Annotated in this window: 18 protein-coding genes; 16 read left to right on the plus strand and 2 right to left on the minus strand. The window is 64.9% G+C overall.

The window, feature by feature from the left end; translation table 11 throughout:
• Nucleotides 1–18: 18 nt before the first annotated feature.
• The 6 genes from NYE40_RS07270 to NYE40_RS07295 all read left to right on the plus strand — a co-directional run bounded on the left by NYE40_RS07270 (nucleotide 19) and on the right by NYE40_RS07295 (nucleotide 6,568).
• A complete protein-coding gene (locus NYE40_RS07270; RefSeq protein WP_028600012.1) occupies nucleotides 19–648 on the plus strand; it encodes a cyclase family protein in 630 nt (209 codons plus the stop codon).
• A 114-nt stretch (nucleotides 649–762) separates the two neighbouring features.
• Nucleotides 763–2,349, plus strand: coding sequence for a peptide chain release factor 3 (locus NYE40_RS07275; protein WP_028600011.1), 1,587 nt, complete (start codon nucleotides 763–765; stop codon nucleotides 2,347–2,349).
• Between the two features lie 135 nt (nucleotides 2,350–2,484).
• The gene (locus NYE40_RS07280) at nucleotides 2,485–3,498 is read left to right on the plus strand and encodes a LacI family DNA-binding transcriptional regulator (protein WP_028600010.1); all 1,014 of its coding nucleotides are present in this window, start codon (nucleotides 2,485–2,487) and stop codon (nucleotides 3,496–3,498) included.
• 28 nt (nucleotides 3,499–3,526) lie between these two features.
• Nucleotides 3,527–4,723 carry a Gfo/Idh/MocA family oxidoreductase gene (locus NYE40_RS07285; RefSeq protein WP_043111634.1) on the plus strand — a complete coding sequence of 399 codons (1,197 nt, stop codon included), beginning with the start codon at nucleotides 3,527–3,529 and terminating at the stop codon, nucleotides 4,721–4,723.
• 43 nt (nucleotides 4,724–4,766) lie between these two features.
• Nucleotides 4,767–5,450, plus strand: coding sequence for a ThuA domain-containing protein (locus tag NYE40_RS07290; RefSeq protein WP_028600008.1), 684 nt, complete (start codon nucleotides 4,767–4,769; stop codon nucleotides 5,448–5,450).
• An 8-nt stretch (nucleotides 5,451–5,458) separates the two neighbouring features.
• Complete coding sequence (locus NYE40_RS07295) at nucleotides 5,459–6,568, plus strand: Gfo/Idh/MocA family oxidoreductase (protein ID WP_028600007.1); 1,110 nt, start codon at nucleotides 5,459–5,461, stop codon at nucleotides 6,566–6,568.
• 103 nt (nucleotides 6,569–6,671) lie between these two features.
• Here the strand turns inward: NYE40_RS07295 and NYE40_RS07300 are convergent, their stop codons facing one another.
• Nucleotides 6,672–8,366: a PucR family transcriptional regulator gene (locus NYE40_RS07300; protein ID WP_194843299.1), complete on the minus strand. Its 1,695-nt coding sequence runs from the start codon at nucleotides 8,364–8,366 to the stop codon at nucleotides 6,672–6,674.
• Nucleotides 8,367–8,552: 186 nt separating this feature from the next.
• Between NYE40_RS07300 and NYE40_RS07305 the strand changes: the two genes are divergently transcribed.
• The 6 genes from NYE40_RS07305 (at nucleotide 8,553) to NYE40_RS07330 (ending at nucleotide 15,842) form a co-directional block, all read left to right on the plus strand.
• A complete protein-coding gene (locus NYE40_RS07305) occupies nucleotides 8,553–9,938 on the plus strand; it encodes an amidohydrolase (protein WP_028600005.1) in 1,386 nt (461 codons plus the stop codon).
• Nucleotides 9,939–9,990: 52 nt separating this feature from the next.
• Nucleotides 9,991–11,154 (plus strand): ABC transporter permease, encoded by a 1,164-nt coding sequence (locus NYE40_RS07310; RefSeq protein WP_228551346.1) that lies wholly within the window; start codon nucleotides 9,991–9,993, stop codon nucleotides 11,152–11,154.
• Complete coding sequence (locus NYE40_RS07315) at nucleotides 11,151–12,086, plus strand: ABC transporter permease (RefSeq protein WP_101808771.1); 936 nt, start codon at nucleotides 11,151–11,153, stop codon at nucleotides 12,084–12,086. Before NYE40_RS07310 ends, NYE40_RS07315 begins: the two co-directional genes overlap by 4 nt.
• A 33-nt stretch (nucleotides 12,087–12,119) precedes the next feature.
• Nucleotides 12,120–13,649, plus strand: a complete 1,530-nt coding sequence (locus NYE40_RS07320) for an ABC transporter ATP-binding protein (protein ID WP_101808772.1) — start codon at nucleotides 12,120–12,122, stop codon at nucleotides 13,647–13,649.
• Between the two features lie 66 nt (nucleotides 13,650–13,715).
• Nucleotides 13,716–14,798, plus strand: a complete 1,083-nt coding sequence (locus NYE40_RS07325) for a BMP family protein (RefSeq protein ID WP_339279696.1) — start codon at nucleotides 13,716–13,718, stop codon at nucleotides 14,796–14,798.
• A 12-nt stretch (nucleotides 14,799–14,810) separates the two neighbouring features.
• Nucleotides 14,811–15,842: an aromatic ring-hydroxylating dioxygenase subunit alpha gene (locus NYE40_RS07330; RefSeq protein ID WP_228551350.1), complete on the plus strand. Its 1,032-nt coding sequence runs from the start codon at nucleotides 14,811–14,813 to the stop codon at nucleotides 15,840–15,842.
• Nucleotides 15,843–15,953: 111 nt separating this feature from the next.
• On the opposite strand, the gene sspI is transcribed toward NYE40_RS07330, so the two are convergent.
• Nucleotides 15,954–16,178, minus strand: coding sequence for a small acid-soluble spore protein SspI (gene sspI, locus NYE40_RS07335; protein ID WP_028600000.1), 225 nt, complete (start codon nucleotides 16,176–16,178; stop codon nucleotides 15,954–15,956).
• Between the two features lie 133 nt (nucleotides 16,179–16,311).
• On the opposite strand from sspI, the gene NYE40_RS07340 reads away from it, so the two are divergent.
• The 4 genes from NYE40_RS07340 (at nucleotide 16,312) to NYE40_RS07355 (ending at nucleotide 20,723) form a co-directional block, all read left to right on the plus strand.
• Nucleotides 16,312–16,995, plus strand: coding sequence for a TrkA family potassium uptake protein (locus NYE40_RS07340; protein WP_028599999.1), 684 nt, complete (start codon nucleotides 16,312–16,314; stop codon nucleotides 16,993–16,995).
• Nucleotides 16,992–17,795 carry an RNA methyltransferase gene (locus NYE40_RS07345; RefSeq protein WP_339279697.1) on the plus strand — a complete coding sequence of 268 codons (804 nt, stop codon included), beginning with the start codon at nucleotides 16,992–16,994 and terminating at the stop codon, nucleotides 17,793–17,795. The genes NYE40_RS07340 and NYE40_RS07345 overlap by 4 nt, the downstream gene beginning before the upstream one ends.
• 487 nt (nucleotides 17,796–18,282) lie before the next feature.
• Entirely contained in the window at nucleotides 18,283–19,488 is a 1,206-nt protein-coding gene (locus tag NYE40_RS07350) for a substrate-binding domain-containing protein (RefSeq protein WP_028599997.1), read from the plus strand.
• A 68-nt stretch (nucleotides 19,489–19,556) separates the two neighbouring features.
• Nucleotides 19,557–20,723 carry a Gfo/Idh/MocA family oxidoreductase gene (locus NYE40_RS07355; protein WP_028599996.1) on the plus strand — a complete coding sequence of 389 codons (1,167 nt, stop codon included), beginning with the start codon at nucleotides 19,557–19,559 and terminating at the stop codon, nucleotides 20,721–20,723.
• Nucleotides 20,724–20,745: the final 22 nt, after the last annotated feature.

Here is a 20,745-nt window from a genome sequence, read left to right on the forward strand (position 1 = left end):
TCGCGAAAGGGGATTCCTATGTTCAAGATCTACGACATCTCCATGACGGTCCAGCCCGGCATGGCCGTATGGGGCCGCGCTCCCGAAAAGCAGCCGGAGCTGCGCACGCTCAGCCCGCATCCTCCGGACAAGGACGGCGTCTACGAATCCGAGCTGCGGCTCGGCCTCCATACCGGCACGCATCTCGACGCTCCGCTGCATATGCTGGCGGACGGCGATACGATCGAGACGATCGGCCTCGAGGAGCTGGTGGGAAGCGCGCGGGTCGTCGACTTGACGGCCGTGCGCGACGGCATCGGACGCGCCGATCTGGAGCCGCTCGGCCTCGTCCGGGGCGACTGGGTGCTGTTCAAGACGATCAACTCCGAGACGGAAACGTTCGAGGACGACTTTATCTACTTGCGCGAAGATGGCGCTCGGTATTTAATTGAAGTAGGGGTTCGAGGCATCGGCACGGACGCGCTCGGCATCGAGCGCTCGCAGCCGGAATTTCCGACGCATCGGCTGCTGTTCCGCAACCGCATCCTGATTGTGGAGGGCCTCAGGCTCAAGGAGGTCGCCGCCGGAACCTACTTCATGGTCATCGCTCCGCTCAAGCTGAGCGGGATCGAGGCCGCGCCCGCGCGGGCGCTGCTGATCGGTTCATGACAGAGGGGAACAAGCCGATGCTGCATCCGATCTGAGTTTTCCGGCCATCCGCCAACGGAGAGCGACGCACAAGTCGGAGCCTGACGATAAATTGCACGAAGCAAGGAGAAGTCAATGACGAAGCAACTTATGGAAGAGATTCAACACGAAGTCGACAAGAGGCGGACGTTCGCCATCATTTCCCACCCTGACGCCGGCAAGACGACGCTGACCGAGAAGCTGCTGCTGTTCGGCGGCGCGATCCGCGAGGCGGGGTCCGTCAAGGCCCGCAAGGCAAGCAAGCACGCGACCTCCGACTGGATGGAGATCGAGAAGCAGCGCGGCATCTCGGTCACGTCCTCGGTGATGCAGTTCGATTACAAAGGGCATCGCGTCAACATCCTGGATACGCCGGGCCACCAGGACTTCAGCGAGGACACGTACCGCACGCTGACGGCCGCGGACAGCGCGGTCATGCTCATCGACGTCGCCAAGGGCGTCGAGGCGCAGACGATCAAGCTGTTCCAGGTATGCCGCCGGCGCGGCATTCCGATCTTCACGTTCATCAACAAGCTGGACCGCGAAGGGCAGAGCCCGTTCGACCTGATGGAGGAGCTCGAGCGCGTGCTCGGCATCCGCAGCGTGCCGATGAACTGGCCGATCGGCATGGGCCGCGAGCTGTGCGGCGTCTATGACCGCATGAAGGACCAGGTCGAGCTGTTCCAGGGCAACGACCACTCGACGATCGAGGTGCGCAAGGTCGGCGGCTTCCGCGATCCGGTCATCCGCGAGATGGCGGGCGACTATTTGGCCGACCAGCTGGAGCAGGACCTGGAGCTGCTCGATGTCGCGGGCGACCCGTTCGACTTCGAGAAGGTGCGAGCCGGCGAGCTGACGCCGGTGTTCTTCGGCAGCGCGGTCAACAACTTCGGCGTGCAGACGTTCCTGGAGAACTTCCTGCAGCTGGCGCCCAAGCCGACGCCGCGCAACAGCACGAGCGGACCGGTGGAGCCGACGAGCGAGAAGTTCAGCGGCTACGTGTTCAAGATCCAGGCCAACATGAATCCGGCGCACCGCGACCGGATCGCGTTCCTGCGCATCGTCTCCGGCCGCTTCGAGCGCGGCATGAGCGTCAAGCATGTGCGCATGGGCAAGGACATCAAGCTCGCCCAGCCGCAGCAGTTCCTCGCCCAGGACCGCGACATCGTCGAGGCGGCTTATCCGGGCGACATCATCGGCCTGTTCGATCCCGGCATCTTCCGGATCGGCGACTCGCTCGCGATGACCAAGGAGCTCGAGTTCGACGAGCTGCCGACGTTTTCGCCGGAAATTTTCGCCAAGGTATCCATCAAGAACGCGCTCAAGAAAAAGCAGTACGAGAAGGGCCTCGACCAGCTGACCGAAGAGGGCACGATCCAGGTGTTCACGACGGCGGGCGGCTTCGAGGACACGATTCTCGGCGTCGTCGGCCAGCTGCAGTTCGAGGTGTTCGAATACCGCATGAAGGGCGAGTACGGCGTCGACGTCATCCTGCAGCGGATGCCGTTCCAGTTCGCCCGCTGGATCGTCGACGACAATATCGATCCGTCCAAGTACCGCATCAACTCGACGCTCGTGAAGGACAAAAAGGGCAACTATGTCGCGCTCTTCGAGAACGAGTACGCGATGCGCACGGCCATGGACAAAAATCCGACCTCGAAATTCCTCGAGACCGCTCCTTAATGGAGCGGTTTTTTTTGCGCTCGCTCGATGTCGCGATTTCGCATTGACAGCTGAAAGCGCTTCGCGTTAGAATGAACGCGCGTACATTATGATGGCATCAGAGGGTCCAAGAAGAAGCGGAAAGATGGTTTTGCGATGAGGAAGCAAGTAGCGGACAAGGCGGGCGTTTCCGAGGCGACGGTCTCGAGGGTGTTCAGCGGATCCGAGGCGGTGAAGCCGAAAACCCGCGAGCGGGTGCTGCAGGCGGCAAGCGAGCTGGGCTACGTGCCGAGCGAGCTGGCGCGGCAGTTCGCGAAGCGGCGCAGCGGCAATATCGGAGTCGTGCTTCCGTACCTGCCCAAGGTGCAGCTGTTCTCGACGTATTATTTCTCGGAAATTCTCGGCGGCATCAGCGAGGCGGCGCGGGAGCTCGGTTCCGACCTGCTGCTGCTGCAGCGCAGCCCGGACGAGCGGCGGGAATACGGGCTGCTGTTCCGGCAGCGCAAGGTCGGCGGCCTGATCGTGCTCGGCGCCCGCGACGGCGAGGAGGAGCGAGAGGCGCTGCTGGAGCTGGAGCGGGACGGGCATGCCTACGCGCTCGTCAATCAGCGGATGGAAGGGCTCGAGCAGCGGACCGTGGAGGCGGATCATCGGGAAGGAAGCCGGCTGGCGACGGCGCATCTGCTGGAGCAGGGCTGGAGCCGTCCGGCGTTTGTCGGCGGTCCGCCGGATTATTCCAACAGCCGCGACCGGCTGCTCGGCTACCGCGATGCGATGAGCGCCGCCGGCGCGGAGCGGCTCGAGCCGCTCGTCGGCAACTATAGCCGCAAAAGCGGGCTGGAGATGGCTGACGCTGCGGCTCGGCTGATTCGCAGCGGCGAGGCCGACGCGCTGGCGGCGGCGAACGACCGCATGGCGATCGGCCTGCTGCAAGGAATGCGGCAGCTCGGGCTGGAAGCCGGCCGGGACTATGGCCTGGCCGGCTACGACGATTCCGACGGCGCGAGGCTGACGCAGCCGGCGCTGACGAGCGTTTCGGCCAGCTTTTACGAGATGGGCCGGCTGGCGGCGAGGATGGCGCTCGGCGAGCTGGAGCGGCCGGACGGGAAGCTGCCGCCGCGGCTCGTCGTGCGGGAGTCGAGCCTGAAGCGGGATGTCGAGCGGAATTGACCAATTCAAGCGAAACGGGGAGAGGCATATGGCGCAAGCGGAAGTGAAGAACACCCTTCGGATCGGCATGATCGGCTACAAGTTCATGGGCAAGGCGCACAGCAACGCCTATCGGGCGCTGCCGATGTTTTTCGGCGGCGCTCCGCTGCTGCCGGAGATGGCCGTACTGTGCGGGCGTGATGCCTCCGCGGCCGAGACGGCGAGAGCTCAGCTCGGCTGGCGGGAGCTGGAGACGGACTGGCGCAAGCTGGTGGAGCGCGACGATCTCGATCTGATCGACATCAACGCGCCGAGCGACGCGCATCTGGAGATCGCGGTCGCGGCGGCGAACGCGGGCAAGCATCTGTTCTGCGAGAAGCCGCTGGCGCTCTCGCTGGCGGATGCCCGCACGATGCTGAAGGCGGCCGAGGATGCCGGGGTCAAGCATATGACCGGCTTCAACTACCGCTTCTCGCCGGCGGTGAAGCTGGCGAAGAAGCTTGTGGAGGAAGGGCGGCTCGGACGCATCTATCATTTCCGCGCGTGGTTCCTGCAGGACTGGATCGTCGATCCGGACTTCCCGCTCGTATGGCGGCTGCAAAAGGAGATCGCCGGCTCGGGCTCGCATGGCGATCTCGGGGCGCATCTGATCGACCTGGCCCGCCATCTGGTCGGAGAGTTCGACGAGGTGGTCGGCATGAGCGAGACGTTCGTCAAGGAGCGTCCGCTGCCGACGGAAATGTCCGGGCTGAGCGCGAAGGGCGGCGCGTCCGCGGATGCGCCGCGCGGCCCGGTCACGGTCGACGACGCCACGCTGTTCCTGGCGCGCTTCGCGAACGGGGCGCTCGGCAGCTTCGAGGCGACGCGCTTCGCGCCGGGACATCGCAGCACCAACTCGTTCGAGATCAACGGCAGCAAGGGCAGCGTCCGCTTCGACTTCGAGCGGATGAACGAGCTGGAGGTGTATTTCGCCGACGATGCGGAGGACGTGCAGGGCTTCCGGCGGGTGCTGTGCACGGATGCGGCCCACGCCTATTCGGAGGCTTGGTGGCCGGCCGGGCATACGATCGGATTCGAGCATACGTTCACGCATGAGATGCTGGAGCTGATGAGCGCGGTCGCGGAAGACCGCCAGCCGAGCCCGAGCTTCGTGGACGGCGTCAAGTGCCAGGAGGTGCTCGAGGCGGTGGAGCGCTCCGTGGAGGAGCGCCGCTGGGTGAAGCTGGCGGAGATGGAGCAAGGCTGAACGGCGGCGGAAGATCGGGAACCGGGAGAGGGGAAGAGAAGAAATGAATAAACAGGCATTGATCGTGCAAGGCGGCTGGGACGGCCATCAGCCCGCGGAGGTGGCGGAGCTGCTGGCCGGCGTGCTTCGCGGCGAAGGCTTCGAGGTGAAGGTCTCGGATACGCTGGACAGCTTCAAGGATGCGGCGCTGATGGCGTCGCTCGACCTGATCGTGCCGATCTGGACGATGGGCACGATCGAGCAGGAGCAGCTGAAGCCGCTGCTCGAGACGGTGCAGGCCGGCTGCGGGCTGGCCGGCTGCCACGGCGGGATGTCGGACGCGTTCCGTCAGGAGGTCGACTATCAGTACATGGTCGGCGGCCAGTGGGTCGCGCATCCGGGCAACGACGGCGTCCGCTACGATGTCGAGATGGTCGACGCGGACGATCCGCTGACGTCCGGCATCGGGACGATCGAGGTCGCCTCGGAGAAGTACTACATGCATGTCGATCCGGCGATCAACGTCCATGCGATCACCCGGTTCGGCGAGACGGAGATGCCGGTCGTCTGGACGAAGGGCTGGGGCGCAGGACGCGTCTATCACTGCACGCTCGGCCATCAGGCGAACATCGTCGAGATGCCGCAGGTGCTGGAGCTGATGCGGCGCGGCATGCTGTGGGCGGCAGAAGGAAAACAAGCGTCTCGGGAAGCGGCAGCCGGGACGGCTCAGGAGGAGACGACGCGATGAGCGGAAGCATGCGGAAGGCGAAGGTCGGCATCATCGGCTGCGGCAACATCAGCCGCATCTATTGCAAGAATCTGCTGGCTTATGAAGAAACGGAGCTCGTGTTCTGCGCCGATCTCGATCCGGCCCGGGCCGCGGAGCGCGCGGCGGAGTACGGCGTGCCGAAATCCGGCACGGCGGAGGAGCTGCTGGCCGATCCGGAGGTAGAGATCGTCGTCAACCTGACGATCCCGGCCTCGCATGCGCGGGTCAGCCTGCAGGCGCTGGAGGCGGGCAAGCATGTCTACGCGGAGAAGCCGATCACGGTGACGCGCGAGGAGGCGCTCGCGCTGCAGGAAGCGTCGCGCCGCACCGGCAAGCGCATCGCCGGCGCTCCGGAGACGTTCCTTGGCGGAGCGATCCAGACCTGTCGCCGGCTGATCGACGAAGGCGCGATCGGTCGTCCGGTCGCCGCCTCGGCGTTCATGCTGAGCGGAGGCCACGAGAGCTGGCATCCGGATCCGGAGTTCTACTACAAGCAAGGCGGAGGCCCGATGTTCGACATGGGGCCGTACTACCTGACCGCGCTCGTGACGCTGCTCGGTCCGATCGCTTCGGTCACCGGCTCGGCCGTGACGACTCACGCCGAGCGGCTGATCCGCAGCGAGCCGAAAAAGGGCACGCTCATCCAGGTCGAGGTGCCGACGCATCTGGCCGGCGTCCTGGATTTTGAAAACGGGGCGGTAGCGACGCTCGTGACGAGCTTCGACACCCCGGGAGGCACGACCGTTCCGCCGATCGAGATCTACGGCACCGAGGGCACGCTGCTCGTGCCGGATCCGAACGGCTTCGGCGGAGACGTGCAGCTGCGCCGGATCGGCTCGCCGGGCTTCGAGAGCATCCCGCTGACGCATGGCTATACGGACAACAATCGCGGCATCGGCGTCGCCGATCTGGCCCGCGCGATCCGCGAGGAGCGGCCTCATCGCGCGAGCGGCGACATGGCGGCGCATGTGCTGGAGGCGATGCATGGCATCCATGACGCGGCGGCAACGGGCATCCGCTACCGCATGCGCAGCCGCTGCGAGCGGCCGGAGCCGATGCCGGAGCTGCAGCCGGAGGACGGCGCGGCGGCAGGCTGACGGCTTCCGCAGCGCGGATCGGCGAATGCGGATTGGCGGAAGGAATCGCCGGCGCGCGGAATTGGAAGGGTAAAGGCCGGATGCGGCAGCTGCCGCGCCCGGCCTAGTTGGTTTTGTCCAGCTCCTCGAGCTGGAAGGCGGTGCGGAAGCGCAGGCTGTCCGCCGGAGATCGCAGGGAGCGTCCGCTCAGCTGCTCGATTTTGGCGATCCGGTAGATGACCGTATTGCGGTGGACGAACAGCGCCTTGGCGGTGTCGGCGATACGTCCGTGATGCTCGTAGTAGGCGCGCAGCGTCCGGCGCAGCTCCTCGCTCTCCTCGGCGAGATCGAGCGCGCCGAACGTCTCGGCGACGAAGCGGCGGCGTTCCTGGAGCGGCAGCATCCGCAGCAGCTCGGGCAGCTCGCGCACATGGCTGAACTGGATGAAGCGCCGCTTGCCACCGAGCAGGCCGGACTGCCAGGCGTCCTGCGCTTCCTGGAAAGAGCGCGCAAGAAAGCTCAGCGTCTCGGCCGGATTGCCGATGCCGCAGCTGAGTCCGGCGCCGAGCGCTTCCGCGGCTTGGCCGACGGCTCGCTGCAGCGGCGAGCCGAGCAGCGGCTCCAGTCCGCTCGCTCCGCCTGCCCGGCAAGGCTCGATCATCGCCAGGCCGTCCTGCTTGGCGAACAGCAGCCCGCCGAGACCGGCGGAGCGCGCGGCTTTTTTGACCGCTTCGTACAAGGCGTCCCGCTCGCGCCGATCCATCCGCTGCGGACTCGACTCGCCCCCGGCCATCAGGTCGGACGGCGGGTCTTTTTTGATGACGACGCAAACATAGGGCTGCAACGGCTGCAGGCCGTAGACGCTGCCCCGCCGCGCGATCTCGTCCTCCTGGACGATCAGCCCGTCGACGACATCGGAGAGGAAGTCATGCTTGTAGCGGCGCGAGCGCTCGCGCACGGCCAGCGTCTTGAGCAGCTCGAAGCTGGCGACGTTCGCCGCCTGCTCCAGCGTCTGGTAGACCATCTCGTCGGGAGAGCCGTCGCGGCATAAGGCCAGCAGCCCGCCTTGGAGCTGGGTCGTATGGATCGGCGCGGCGAGCACGCCGGACCAGCTGGAGCCGTGGCGATCCAGCGGGAAATAGACCGGGCGGAGGGAGGAGAGCCCTTGACTCTCGCGCAGCCTCCGGAAAATAGAGCTGCCGAGCGGCTCGCCCGTGCCGGAGGACGGCCGCTCGCTGGACATCAAGTCAGCGGGCCAAGCGCCGCCCGCACCGATGCTTGACGTCGCCAGCGGCTCTCCTTCGACCCCGAGCAGCAGCACGGGCAGGCCGATCAGGCGGCCGACGGCCTCGGTCAGATCCTGGAGGCTGCGCCCTTCCATGACGAGCTCGGTCAGCTGGCGATGGGCGAGCAGCGCATAGCGCATCTCCTCCGTGCGGAACTGCAGGATGCGGCCCATCAGCTGCTGCACCGCATCGGCCAGCGAGCAGTCCAGCCCCAGCTCCAGCAGCGGAAGCTGCTGGCGGTCCGCCGCTTCCTGCAGCCCGGCCGGCATGCGGTCGAAGTAGCGCTTCGTCTTGATGCCGAGGCCGGCGCAGCCGAGCCGGGCCATCTCCTCGATGAGGCGCAGCAGCATCTCCGGCTTGTCCTTGACGGCATAGGCGGTCGTGAGCAGCAGCTCATTCGGCTTCAGGAAGTCAAAAATATCCGGCGAATCCATCATGTTGACGCTGGCGACCATCCGGTCGAGCCCGCCCTTGCCGCCGATGAGCCGGGAGCTGCCGAGCACGGGCGCATCAATCAGATCTCCGATCCTCATCGTCCTTCTTCCCCTCGTCATATATATGTCAGATATTCAATCCTGCGAGAGTTCCTTTGGTCATTCGAGCCAAGGGGGCTCTATTTTTTCGTTAAGTATAACCAAAGACAGCAAGGGGAGCAATCCATTATGCTAGTTTCAAGTCAAATAATGTTAGAAAACATGACATAAACGGGGTGGAGACAGATGGGCACGATACTGATTCGAAACGGCTCCGTCCTGACGATGAACGACAGCCGAGAGCTGCTGGAGCCGGGATATGTGCTGGTGGAGGACGACCGGATCGTCGAGGTCGGCCGCTGGCCGCTGGAGGAAGGCGAGGCGAGGCTGCTCTCGCGGGCCGAACGGATCATCGATGCGGGCGGGATGGCGGTCATCCCGGGGCTGGTCAACGGGCATACGCATCTGTTCCAGACGTTTCTGCGCGGCGTATCCGACGAGTTCCGGCTGTCCGACTGGCTGCGGCAGGTGATCTGGCCGGGCTCGCTGGCGATGGAAGAAGAGGATTTTTATTTGGCGGCGATGATCGGCTGCATCGAGAACCTGAAGTCCGGCGCGACGACGATCATGGACCATCACTACATCCATACGTTTGAAGGCAATACGGACGGCGTGCTGCAGGCGATGCGCGAAAGCGGCATCCGAGGCTATCTGGCGCGGGGCGGAGTCGATCTGAGCTACGAGGAGCGGCTGCGCGAGGAGGAGGAGGACATCTTCCGCCGCACGGAGGAGGCGCTGGAGCGCTGGGACGGCGAGGCGGGCGGCCGGCTGCGGATCGCGATGGGGCCGCTCAATCTGTACGGCTGCTCGCGGCAGTTCCTGGAGCGGGCAGGCCGATTCAGCCGCGAGCGCGGGCTCATCGCCCACATCCATGTCGCGGAGACGAGCAGCCAGATTGAAAATACGCTGGAGCGCTTCGGCCTCCGCAACCTGGAGCTGGTCGAGGCGTCCGGCCTGCTCGGGCCGTCGACCCAGGTCGTCCACGGCATCTGGCTCAGCGACCGCGAGCTGGAGCTGATCCGGGATGCGGGCGCGTCCGTCATCCACTGTCCCGTATCCAACCTGTACCTCGCCTCCGGCGTCGCCAGAGTGCCGGACATGCTGGAGGCCGGCATCAACGTCGCGCTCGGCACGGACGGACCGGGCAGCAACAACTGCCAGGACAATCTGGAGGTGCTCAAGTTCACCGCCTGCCTGCACAAGCTGGATCGGATGGACTCGACCGTGCTGCCGCCGATGCAGGTGCTGGAGCTCGGCACGAGAGGCGGAGCGAAGGCGCTCGGCCGCGAGCATGACCTAGGCAAGCTCGCGCCGGGCATGAAGGCCGACATCGTCATCGTCGATCTGCAAAAGGCGCATATCGCGCCGGTGCACCGCATCTCCTCGGCGCTCGTGTACAACGCCAACGGCAACGATGTGCACACGGTGCTCGTGGACGGACGCGTCGTCGTCAGCGGCGGCCGCTGCACGCTCGTCGACGAGGCGGAGGTGATCCGCCGCGCCCAGAGCCGCGTTGATCGGCTGCGAAGCCGGCTGGCCGCCTCCTATCCGGCCTACGCCCAGCGGGGCTGACGCCGGATCGGAGGCGAGATCGACAGAAGATCCATAGAAGGGGGTCATCCATTTGGGAGATAAGGGCACGGCCCGTGAAAAAGCCCTCCTGCTGCTCGTCGAAGCGCTGTTTTACGCTCTGGCGCTTGCCGGGGCGCTGGCGGCAGGAGCGGCGGTGATGGCGGCGGCGGGCATCTCGCCCTGGTCGGCCTATCCGGTCCTGTGGGAGGGGGCGGCCGGCAGCGCGGACAGCATCAAGGAAACGCTCGTGAAGGCGACGCCGCTGCTGCTTACGGGGCTCGCCTACAGCTTCGCTTACCGCTGCGGCCTGTTCAACATCGGCGCCGAAGGCCAGCTCTACGCCGGAGCGCTCGCCGGCACGGCGGCGGCGCTGCTGCTGCCGCCGCTGCCGGGCTGGCTGCATCTGCCGCTGGCGCTGCTGTGCGGCATGGCGGGCGGGGCGCTCTGGGGCGGCATCGCCGGAGCGCTCAAGGCCGGCCGAGGAGCAAGCGAGATCATCAATACGATCATGCTCAATTATGTCGGCCTGTACGTCGTCAGCTACATGGTGACGGGGCCGCTGCGCGATGCCGGCGGGTCGCTGCCGCAGACGGCGGCGATTCCGCTGGCGGCGGAGCTGCCCAGGCTGCTCGGCTCGCGGCTGCATGCCGGCGTGTTCGTCGCGCTGGGCGCGGCGCTCATCGCCTATCTCCTGCTGCATCGCTCGGCATGGGGCTACGAGATCCGCTCTGCCGGCTCGAACCGGCGGGCGGCCGAGGTGATGGGCATGCCGGTGAGGCGCAACACCGTGCTTGTGCTCATGGCGAGCGGCGGCTTCGCCGGTCTGGCCGGGTGGGTCGAGATCGCCGGCGTGCAGCATCGGCTGCTGCAGAATTTTTCCCCGGGCTTCGGCTATGACGGCATCGCGGTCGCGCTGCTCGGAGGCGCGCATCCGCTCGGAAACATCCTGTCGGCGCTGCTGTTCGGCGGACTGCGCAGCGGAGCGAACGCGATGCAGCGCGCGACGGGCGCCTCGACTTCTCTCGTCTACGTCATCCAGGCGGTGCTCATCATCCTGCTGCTCTGCAACCGCTACTGGCTGGCCGGGGTGAAGCGGACGATCGTCGCGCGGCTCGTCGGCCGGCGGTCGGCGGAGCAATCCGGGCACTCCGGGCAATCCGGGCAACCCGGACAGAGCGCGGCTATCGATTCCAAGCTAGGAGGGGAAGGCGCATGAGCGCAGACGTATGGATCAACTACGCAGCGGCGGCAATCCGGCTGTCCGCGATCGTGCTGCTGGCTTCGCTCGGCGTGCTGTTCATGGCGCGCAGCGGCATCCTGAACATCGGCATGGAGGGCATGATGCTGATCGGCGCGCTGGCTGCGGTGCTCGGCTCGGCCGCCGGCGGCAGCGCCTGGACGGGACTGGCGGCCGGCGCTGCCGCGGGCTGCCTGATCGGCCTTCTGTTCGCCTTTCTCGTCGTCACGACCGGAGCGGACCAGGTCATCATCGGCACCGCGCTCAATCTGCTCGGCCTTGGCGTGACGACCGTTTTCGGGCGCAGCCTGCTCGGCATGGGCACGGAAGCGCGGCAGGCGGTCAGCCTGCAGCCGTGGCCGGTTCCGCTGCTGAGCGATCTGCCGGTCGTCGGACCGCTGCTGTTCCAGCACAATGCGCTGACTTATCTCGCCTTCCTGCTGCTGCCGGCCGTCAGCCTCGTCCTGTATCGGACGAACTGGGGACTCAGCGTGCGTGCGGTCGGCGAGCATCCGCTGGCCGCCGATACGCTCGGCGTGCGCGTGCATCGCATCCGCTACCAGTGCTGCGCCATCGGCGGCGTGCTGGCTGGACTTGCGGGGGCGGCGCTGTCGATCGGCATCTTGAACCAGTTCACGGAAAATATGGTGGCGGGGCGAGGGTTCATCGCCTTGTCCGCGGTCATCTTCGGCCGCTGGACGCCAGGGGGCACGGCGGCGAGCTCGCTGCTGTTCGGCGCTGCCGACGCGCTGCAGCTGCGCTTCCAGACGCTCGGCATCGAGATTCCGTACCAGCTGCTCCTCCTCTTCCCGTATGTGCTGACGATGCTCGCCCTATCCTGGTTCTCGGGCCGGACACGGGCGCCGGCAGCGACGGCCATGCCGTACAAAAGCGCCGCCAACCGCGCCTGAGCTTGCTCGAAGCCTAGATAAGGAGGGAACGCCATGCGGACAAACGGCAAAGCGGCGGGAGAAAGCATGCTCGCCACCCGCGGACTGACAAAGCGGTTCGGCTCGTTCACGGCGAACGACAGGCTGGACCTCGATATCCGACGCGGCGAGATCCACGCCATCCTCGGCGAGAACGGCGCCGGCAAAAGCACGCTCATGAACATGCTCTCGGGGCTGATCGAGCCGGACGAGGGCGAGATCCTCTTCAACGGAGCGCCGGTCCGCTTCGATTCGCCTCGCGCGGCGATGAGAGCGGGCATCGGCATGGTGCATCAGCACTTCATGCTCGTGCCGGCGCTGACGGCGGCGGAAAACGTAATGATCGGCCTGAAGCAGGGTCGCGGTCCGCTGTTCCGCAAGCGGCAGGCTTGCCGCGACATCGAGCGGCTGTCGGAGCGGTTCGGACTGCGGATCGATCCCCGGCGCAAGGTGCAGGAGCTGTCCGTTGGACAGCAGCAGCGCGTGGAGATCGTCAAGACGCTGTATCGCGGAGCCGAGTTCATTATTCTCGACGAACCGACGGCGGTGCTGACGCCGCCGGAGGTGGAGGAGCTGATCGTCATTTTGCGCCGCTTGCGGGAGCAGGGCAAGACGATCGTATTCATCAGCCACAAGCTGCAGGAGGTGATGAGCGTCTGCGACCGGGTGAGCGTGCTGCGCTCCGGCCAGCTCGTCGCCAGCCGGGACATCGCTTCGACGAGCGCCTCCGAGCTGGCCGCGCTCATGGTCGGGCGCGAGCTGAAGCCGGTCTCGAACCGGACGGCGCGCCGGCAAGGGCAGACGCATCTGAAGATGAAGGAGGTGCATGCGCCGGCGCCGGAAGGCCAGCCGCTGCAGGGGGTGTCGCTGGAGCTGCGGGAGGGTGAGATATTGGGCATCGCTGGCGTCGACGGCAACGGCCAGCGGGAGCTGTGCGAGGCGCTGCTCGGCCTGCTGCCGATCGCAAGCGGCGAGGTGGAGCTGGGCGGGAAGCGCCTGGAGCGGCCCAATCCGCGGCGGCTGGCGGAGCTCGGGGTCGGCTACATCCCCGAGGATCGGCATCGCGAGGGGCTGTGCCTCGATCTGACTATCGGCGAAAGCTTGATCGCCAAGTCCTATCGCAGCGCTCCGTTCAGCCGCTTCGGGCTGCTGCGCCGGCTTGAAATCCGCCAGGCCGCGGAGCAGGCGGTGCAGTCGTTCCGCGTGCGGACGCCGGGTCTGAGCAAGCCGGTGCGGGCGCTGTCCGGAGGCAATCAGCAGAAGGTCGTGCTGGCGCGCGAGCTGATGCTGGAGCCGAGCCTGCTGCTGGCGATGCAGCCGACGCGGGGCATGGACGTCGGCGCCGCCGAGCATGTGCGCGAGCGGCTGCTCGCCGAGCGCGAGCGCGGCTGCGCCGTGCTGCTGCTGTCGACGGAGCTGGAGGAGCTGCTCGCTCTGTCCGACCGCATCGCGGTGATGTACCAGGGCCGGCTGCTCGGACAGCTGGAGCGCGGCGAGTTCGACGCGGGCCGGATCGGCATGTGGATGGCCGGCATGGAGGGCTGACCGTTCAGGCGGGCGCGGCTCGCGGCTGGAGGAGGTTCATTTCAAACCAAAACGGGGGTCGATGAGATGGAACAGGCATACGGAATGAAGCAGCAGGAAAACGGCAGGAAGCGGCTCGGCAAGCGGAGCCGCATGAGGACGTCGCGGCTGATCGCGCTGCTGCTGGCGCTGACGCTGCTGCTGGCAGGATGCGGCGGCAACAAGGCGGCCGGAACGACTGCCAAGCCGGAAGCGGAAGCGGCGGGCAAGAGCGGCTTCAAGGTCGCCTTGCTGACGCCGGGAGCGGTGAACGACAACGGCTGGAACAGCGTCGCCTACAACGGCTTGCTGAAGATCAAGGATGTGCTCGGAGCCGATACCCAGCATTCGGAGAAGGTCGGGCAATCCGACGCGGCGGAGTTCATCCGCGGCTATGCGCAGGACGGCTTTCAGGTCGTGATCGGCCATGGATTCGAATACGCCGAGCCGATGATGGAGATCGCCAAGGAATTCCCGGACACCTGGTTCCTCGTGACGAGCGCCGCCGTCTCTCAGGAGCCGAACGTCGCCTCGATCAGCATCAACAACCGCGAGCAAGGCTATCTGATGGGCACGGCGGCCGCGCTGCTGTCCAAGTCGGGCAAGGTTGCCGCCATCGGAGGCACGGACATCCCGCCGATCACCAATTCCGTCGCCGGCTTCAAGGAGGGCGCGGAGGCGGCCGTGCCGGGCATCGAGGTGTTCACGGCGATGACAGGCAGCAACGATGACATCGCCAAGGCGAAGGAGACGGCCATTTCGATGATCGAAAAAGGCGCGGACGTCGTGATGGCGAATGCGAACGCGGCCGGCAACGGCGGCATCGAGGCGGCGAAGCAGAAGGGCGTGCTGTCGATCGGCTCCAATGTCGATCTGAATGCGCTCGCGCCGGACACGGTCGCCGTCAGCGTCATCCAGGACTACCCGGCGGCGATGGCGTCGGTCGTGAAGGACATCAAGGAAGGCCGCATGAAAGCGGAGCCCAAGATGCTGGGCGTCAAGGAAGGCGCCGTGTATCTGAGTCCGTACCACGGCTTTGAATCGAGCATACCGCAAGCGGTCAAGGACAAGATCGAGGCGGTCTTCGTCTCGCTCCATAGCGGCGAGCTGCAGGTCAAGAACGAACAATAGGAGGAAGAGACCATGAGCATGACAATCCCGAACACCTCGAACTACGCCGATCCGGCGCCGCTCAAGGACGGCGTCCTGGAGCATGAGTGGCATCCGGCCTGCTCGGCGGCCGAGCTGCAGCAAAAGCCTCTGTCCGTCATCGTGCTCGGCGAGCGCGTCGCCGTCTACCGCACGTCGCGGGGCGTGCATGCGCTGCGCGACCTGTGCGTCCATCGCGGGGCGATGCTGTCCAAGGGCTGGGTGGAGAACGACCGCGATCTCGTCTGTCCATACCATGGCTGGAAGTACGATGCCGACGGCAAATGCGTGTGCATCCCGGCGCAAGGCAAGGACGACCGCATCCCGCCGCGCGCCAGGGCGGTCAAATATCAGGCGCGCGAAAAATACGGCATCGTCTGGGTGTGCATCGGCGAGCCGGCCGCCGAGCTGCCCGACTTCGCTGAATTCGAGACGGCGGAATATCGGCCGCTCGTCTGCGGTCCCTACCGCGTGAACGCGGCGGGCACGCGCGTCATCGAGAACTTCACCGACTTCGCCCATCTGATGTATGTGCATGGCGGCCTGCTCGGCCATCCCGATTATGCGGAGCTGCCGGACTTCGAGGTGTACCGCGAGGAGGGGCGCGTCTACACCGGAGATGTGCCGATTTTCCAGCCGGTCGCCCACTCCGGCTCGGAGCATGCCGAGGGCACGACCTATGTGTACGTCAAGGAGGTGTTCCGTCCGCTGGCCGCGCGGCTGTCCAAGCGCGATGCGGCTACCGGCCAGACGCTGTGGATCATGCTGACGGTGCTGCCGGTGTCGGAGAAGGAGTGCCTCGTCTATATGCCGGTATCGCGCAACTATGCGTTCGACGTGGACGATCAGAGCTTCATCGACTTCCAGGATACGGTATTCGAGCAGGACAAGTGGATCATCGAGACGCAAAAGCCGGAGCTGCTGCCGCTTGACCTGCAGGCCGAGCTGAACCATAAGGCTGACAAGCTGTCGGTCGCCTATCGGAAATGGATCGCCGGCATGGGCATGCGCACCTGCATGGCCTAGCTCCAAAAGCCCTGTTTTCGCGGAGGTCGCGAAAACGGGGCTGTCGGGGCTTGTTCGGCCCAATAGGCCGGAACGCTCGCAAGCCGGACGGCATGCGGCAAGGCGGAAAGATCAGCTCTGCTGCGACTGGCTGTGCAGATGCCCGTGCAGCTTGCCGACGAGCGACTGCTGCTCGGCGGCCGCGCTGTCCTTCCAGATCATCTCGAACAGCACGCCGAGGCCCGGAAGGGCCTTTTCGTCGCTGTCGATGGAATCCCGGATGATCTCGCTCAGCTCGCCTTCGGACTTGTCCTGCACGATCTGCGTAATCGCCTCTCGCAGGTTGAATTGGCTCATCGCTTGCTCATTCCTCCTTGAATTCGGATCTCCGTTAGGTTGTCCGTCCCGGGCCGCGGACATTCGGGAAATCGCCTGCCGTATGCTATAATGGATGCCATCAGAGCGGATTGGAAAGGCGGGAAGGTAAGGCATGCGCAAAAAGCAGTTTGCCGTCATCGGCATGGGCCGCTTCGGCTCAAGCGTCGCCCAGGCGCTGTCGGAGATGGGCTTCGAGGTGCTCGCCATCGACAGCGACGAGGAACGGATCCAGGACATGGCGCCGATCGTCACCCATGCGGTATCGGCCGACACGACCGACGAGGAGGCGCTGCGCGCGATCGGCATCCGCAACTTCGACGTCGTCGTCGTCGCCATCGGGGAGGACATCCAGGCGAGCATCCTGACGACGCTCATCCTCAAGGATCTCGGCGTGCCGCAGCTGATCGTCAAGGCGCAGAACGAGCTGCACGGCAAGGTGCTCGGCAAGATCGGCGCGGACCGCGTCATCTATCCGGAGCGGGACATGGGGCTGAGGGTCGCCCATCATCTGATCTCGCCGAGCGTGCTCGACTTCATCGAGCTGACGCCGGAGCACGGCATCATCGAGTTCGAGGCGCCGGACGCGATGCTCGGCCGCACGATCAAGCAGCTCGACATCCGGGCCAAGTACCAGTGCAACGTGCTCGGCATCAAGGCCGGCGGCAAGATGGACATCACGCCGATGCCGGATCAGGTCATCCGCAGCGGCGACGTGCTCGTCATCGTCGGCGCCAACAAGGATCTGCTGCGGCTCGAGGTCGAGTTCGCCGTGACGCGCGAGGTGAAGAGCCGGTGATCGAGGCGCCGCTGACGATCGCCTCGACCGCCAATCCCAAGGTCAAGGCATGGGCCTCCCTGCAGGAAAAGAAGCATCGCGACCGGCTCGGCCAGTTCCTCGCCGAAGGGCCGCATATGATCGCTGAGGCGCTCTCCTGCGAAGCCGCCGTGCGCGCCGTCGTCTACGACGCGGAACGGGGCTTGCCGCCGGAGCTGGCGGAGCCGCTGCGCCTCTACGGCAAGGCCGTCGAGCTCGTCGCGGCCTCGCGCGCCGTCGTCGCGAAGTGCGCCGGCACCGACTCGCCGCCGCCGGCATTCGCCGTCGTCGACAAGCCGTCGGCGGACCGCTCGGCGCTCTACCGCGAGCGCGGCTTCGTCGTCGTGCTGGACGGCGTGCGCGACCCCGGCAACGCCGGCACGATCATCCGCAGCGCGGACGCGGCCGGAGCCGACGCGGTCGTGCTGGGCCGAGGCTGCGTCGACCTGTACAACCCCAAGGTCGTGCGCTCGACGATGGGCTCGCTGTTTCATCTGCCTGTGCTGGAGGGCGATCTGGCCGAGCTGCTGCCGGAGGCGCGGTCGCGCGGGATGAAGCTCGCGGGCACGAGCCTGCAGGCGGCGCGCGGGCTGTACGAGTGCGACTTGACGGAGCCGACCTGGCTGCTGCTCGGCAGCGAGGCCGACGGACTGTCGCCGCTGTCGCTGCAGCAGATGGATTACGGCGTCCTGATCCCGATGAAGGGACGCAGCGAATCGCTCAATGTGGCGATGGCCGCCACGATCGTGCTGTACGAGGCGATGCGGCAGCGGGAGTTTTAGGCGAAGGACGGGAAAAAGCGTATGCGTTGCAGGTTTTCGCTTGTCGCCAGCTGAAACGATGGGCTCGCATCAAGACATGTTGTTCAATCGCGATTAGCGGCCTGAGCAACTTTCGATGCAAGAAGGAGGGCAATGCCAATTGGGCATTGCCCTCCTTTGTTTATAGATGGCTGCACAGATGAGCACGACGCTGCCCGGCATGTCGGCGCGGACGTCCTTCGGGGGGAGCGCCGTCGACTGCGAGGCTATTTTTTTTGCCTTCGGGTCATAGTCGCGCGAAATAGCCGACGCTAAAAATACCCGCGCTTCCGGCTAATTTATTCTGCTTATTCCGGTTCAAAATGCCTTTTATACTTGGCTTAGATGCGAGCCGCGCCTGTCGCGCTGCAGAAAATTGAAGGTCCTGTCATCAAAAGGGGGAGGGAGGAAAGCTGCGCTTCTTTTGGCAATAGAACATGATTAAAAACCGAATGGGGGGCCATAAGCCATGAAAAGAACGACCCTGCTGTCTACTATGCTTGTTTTCCTGTTCCTTCTCGCTGCCTGCGGCAACGGAGGCTCGACAACAAATTCGAATAACGCCGTTGAGGCGTCGGGCAACCAGGCATCCAATACTGCGGCCAACACAACGCCGGATACGGCTGGCCCGGTCGACGGTCCGATCACCATTAATCAGGACCTGCCGGACAAGGACATCCTGAGCAAAGGTCCAGACGGCGAAAGCGCTGTCTCGGCCAAGACGTTGTCGCTATCGCCGGAGGAGCTGGCAAAGGTCCAGGAAGGCAACTTTACGGCAGCGATCTCGATGCACTATGCCGGCAACGACTGGTCGGCCGCTCAGCTCAAGGGGCTGAAGGATACGTTCGCCAAGATGAACATCGAGATCGTAGCCACGACTGACGCGAACTTCAAGGCGGAAACGCAGGTCGCCAATATCGAGACGATTCTGGCCAAGAAGCCGGATATTCTCGTGAGCATTCCGGTCGACGCCGTATCTACGGCAAGTGCGTACAAGAAGGCGGCTGCCCAGGGCGTCAAGCTCGTCTTCATGGACAATAAAGCCGCAGGTCTAACGGCCGGCCAGGATTATGTGAGTGTCGTTTCCGCCGACAACTACGGCAACGGCGTAGAAGCCGCACACATTCTCGCCAAGGCGATCGGCGAAGAAGGCGACATTGGCGTGATCTTCCACGACGCGGACTTCTTCGTGACGAAGCAGCGCACCGAAGCGTTCGAGAAGACGATCAAGGAATCGTATCCGAATATTCATATCGTCGAGCGCGGCGGCATTGCAGGTCCGAACGACGGCGAGAAAGTAGCCGCGGCGATGCTGACCAAGCACCCCAAGCTGAAGGGCATGTTCGTCGTATGGGATGTGCCGGCTGAAGGCGCCATGGCCGCCGCCCGTTCGGCAGGCCGCACCGATCTCGCCATTTCCACGATCGATCTCGGCACGAACGTTGCCCTGGAAATCGCCAAAGGCGGCATGATCAAGGGGCTCGGCGCCCAGCTGCCGTATGACCAAGGCGTAGCGGAAGCCATCCTGGCTGCCCATGCGCTGCTCGGCAAGGAGACGCCTCCTTATGTTGCGGTTCCGGCGCTGTCCGTCCATCAGGAAAACATCCTGGATTCGTGGAAGACCGTTTACCATGCGGATGCGCCCAAAACGATCCAGGACGCGGCCCAAAAATAGGCGTATAAGCAGAAGCGGAAGTTCCGTCCCTACCAAACCGATACAGACAGAGAAGGAGAGAATGGCATATGCGCACATTAAATGTTGGAATGATCGGCGGCGGGTTTATGGGCAAGGCCCACTCGCTCGCCTATGCAGGGATGCCGATGTTCTTCTGGCCGGCACCGGCCATTCCGGTTCGCAAGACCGTCGTGGATATTCGGGACGACCTGGCGCAGGAAGCGGCAGCCCGTTACGGCTTCGAATGCTACGCTTCCGACTGGAGAAAAGTGGTCGAGGATCCATCCATCGACATCATCGACATTGTGACGCCGAACAATACGCACGCCGAAATCGCGATCGCGGCAGCCAAGGCAGGCAAGCATATCATTTCCGAGAAGCCGCTTGCCCGGACGACCGAGGAAGCCAAGCAGATGCTGGATGCCGTTACCGCAGCGGGCGTAAAGCATATGGTTGCTTTCAACTACCGTCGGACGCCGGCTGTCGCGCTGGCGAAGAAATATATCGAAGAAGGGGCAATTGGCCGCGTGTTGAACTTCCGCGGGACCTATTTGCAGGACTGGTCGGCCGATCCGAATTCGCCGCTGTCCTGGCGGTTCCGGAAGGACGTCGCCGGATCGGGCACGCTGGGCGACATCGGCACCCACGTCATCGATTTTGCCCGTTATCTGGTGGGCGAAATTACCGAGGTCATGGGCACGGCCCAGACGTGGATCAAGGAACGGCCGGTATCATCCGGGCCGGTCGATAAGCTGGGAACCGTGAAGGCTTCAGGCGAGGTCAAAAAGGAGGCTGTCGACGTCGACGACGAGATCAGCACGCTGCTCCGGTTCGAGAACGGTGCAGTCGGCAGCATGGAAGCGACGCGCAACGCATGGGGACGCAACAACTTTTTGACGTTCGAAATCCATGGGGAAAAAGGCTCCATCGCGTTCAACTACGAACGCCGCGACGAGCTGCAGGTCTGCTTCGCCGACGATCCGGACGACCGTCGCGGATTCCGGACGATCTATACGGGCCCGGCGCATCCGAACGGCCCGGCGCTTTGGCCGATTCCGGCACTTGGCATCGGTTATGGCGAGACGAAAATTATCGAAGCGCATGATTTCATCTCCGCCATTGTCAACGATACCGACGTATCTCCGAATTTCCACGACGGCTATCGCATCCATGTCATTTCCGATGCGATCCTAGCTTCCGCAAAAAGCGGCACATGGGTCAAAACCGTCGAGTAACGAGTAACGCTCCCGGAACACA

It is taken from the genome of Paenibacillus sp. FSL W8-1187 (genome assembly GCF_037965485.1).
GTDB lineage: Bacteria > Bacillota > Bacilli > Paenibacillales > Paenibacillaceae > Paenibacillus_O > Paenibacillus_O pasadenensis.

Excerpts from the sequence above, each read along its gene's own strand:
- NYE40_RS07285 (WP_043111634.1), top strand. The coding sequence starts at position 3,527 with ATGGCGCAAGCGGAAGTGAAGAACACCCTTCGGATCGGCATGATCGGC.
- NYE40_RS07320 (WP_101808772.1), top strand. The coding sequence starts at position 12,120 with ATGCGGACAAACGGCAAAGCGGCGGGAGAAAGCATGCTCGCCACCCGC.
- NYE40_RS07290 (WP_028600008.1), top strand. The coding sequence starts at position 4,767 with ATGAATAAACAGGCATTGATCGTGCAAGGCGGCTGGGACGGCCATCAG.
- NYE40_RS07295 (WP_028600007.1), top strand. The coding sequence starts at position 5,459 with ATGCGGAAGGCGAAGGTCGGCATCATCGGCTGCGGCAACATCAGCCGC.
- NYE40_RS07275 (WP_028600011.1), top strand. The coding sequence starts at position 763 with ATGACGAAGCAACTTATGGAAGAGATTCAACACGAAGTCGACAAGAGG.
- NYE40_RS07330 (WP_228551350.1), top strand. The coding sequence starts at position 14,811 with ATGAGCATGACAATCCCGAACACCTCGAACTACGCCGATCCGGCGCCG.
- sspI (WP_028600000.1), bottom strand. The coding sequence starts at position 16,178 with ATGAGCCAATTCAACCTGCGAGAGGCGATTACGCAGATCGTGCAGGAC.
- NYE40_RS07340 (WP_028599999.1), top strand. The coding sequence starts at position 16,312 with ATGCGCAAAAAGCAGTTTGCCGTCATCGGCATGGGCCGCTTCGGCTCA.
- NYE40_RS07305 (WP_028600005.1), top strand. The coding sequence starts at position 8,553 with ATGGGCACGATACTGATTCGAAACGGCTCCGTCCTGACGATGAACGAC.
- NYE40_RS07315 (WP_101808771.1), top strand. The coding sequence starts at position 11,151 with ATGAGCGCAGACGTATGGATCAACTACGCAGCGGCGGCAATCCGGCTG.
- NYE40_RS07300 (WP_194843299.1), bottom strand. The coding sequence starts at position 8,366 with ATGAGGATCGGAGATCTGATTGATGCGCCCGTGCTCGGCAGCTCCCGG.
- NYE40_RS07270 (WP_028600012.1), top strand. The coding sequence starts at position 19 with ATGTTCAAGATCTACGACATCTCCATGACGGTCCAGCCCGGCATGGCC.
- NYE40_RS07355 (WP_028599996.1), top strand. The coding sequence starts at position 19,557 with ATGCGCACATTAAATGTTGGAATGATCGGCGGCGGGTTTATGGGCAAG.
- NYE40_RS07325 (WP_339279696.1), top strand. The coding sequence starts at position 13,716 with ATGGAACAGGCATACGGAATGAAGCAGCAGGAAAACGGCAGGAAGCGG.
- NYE40_RS07280 (WP_028600010.1), top strand. The coding sequence starts at position 2,485 with ATGAGGAAGCAAGTAGCGGACAAGGCGGGCGTTTCCGAGGCGACGGTC.
- NYE40_RS07350 (WP_028599997.1), top strand. The coding sequence starts at position 18,283 with ATGAAAAGAACGACCCTGCTGTCTACTATGCTTGTTTTCCTGTTCCTT.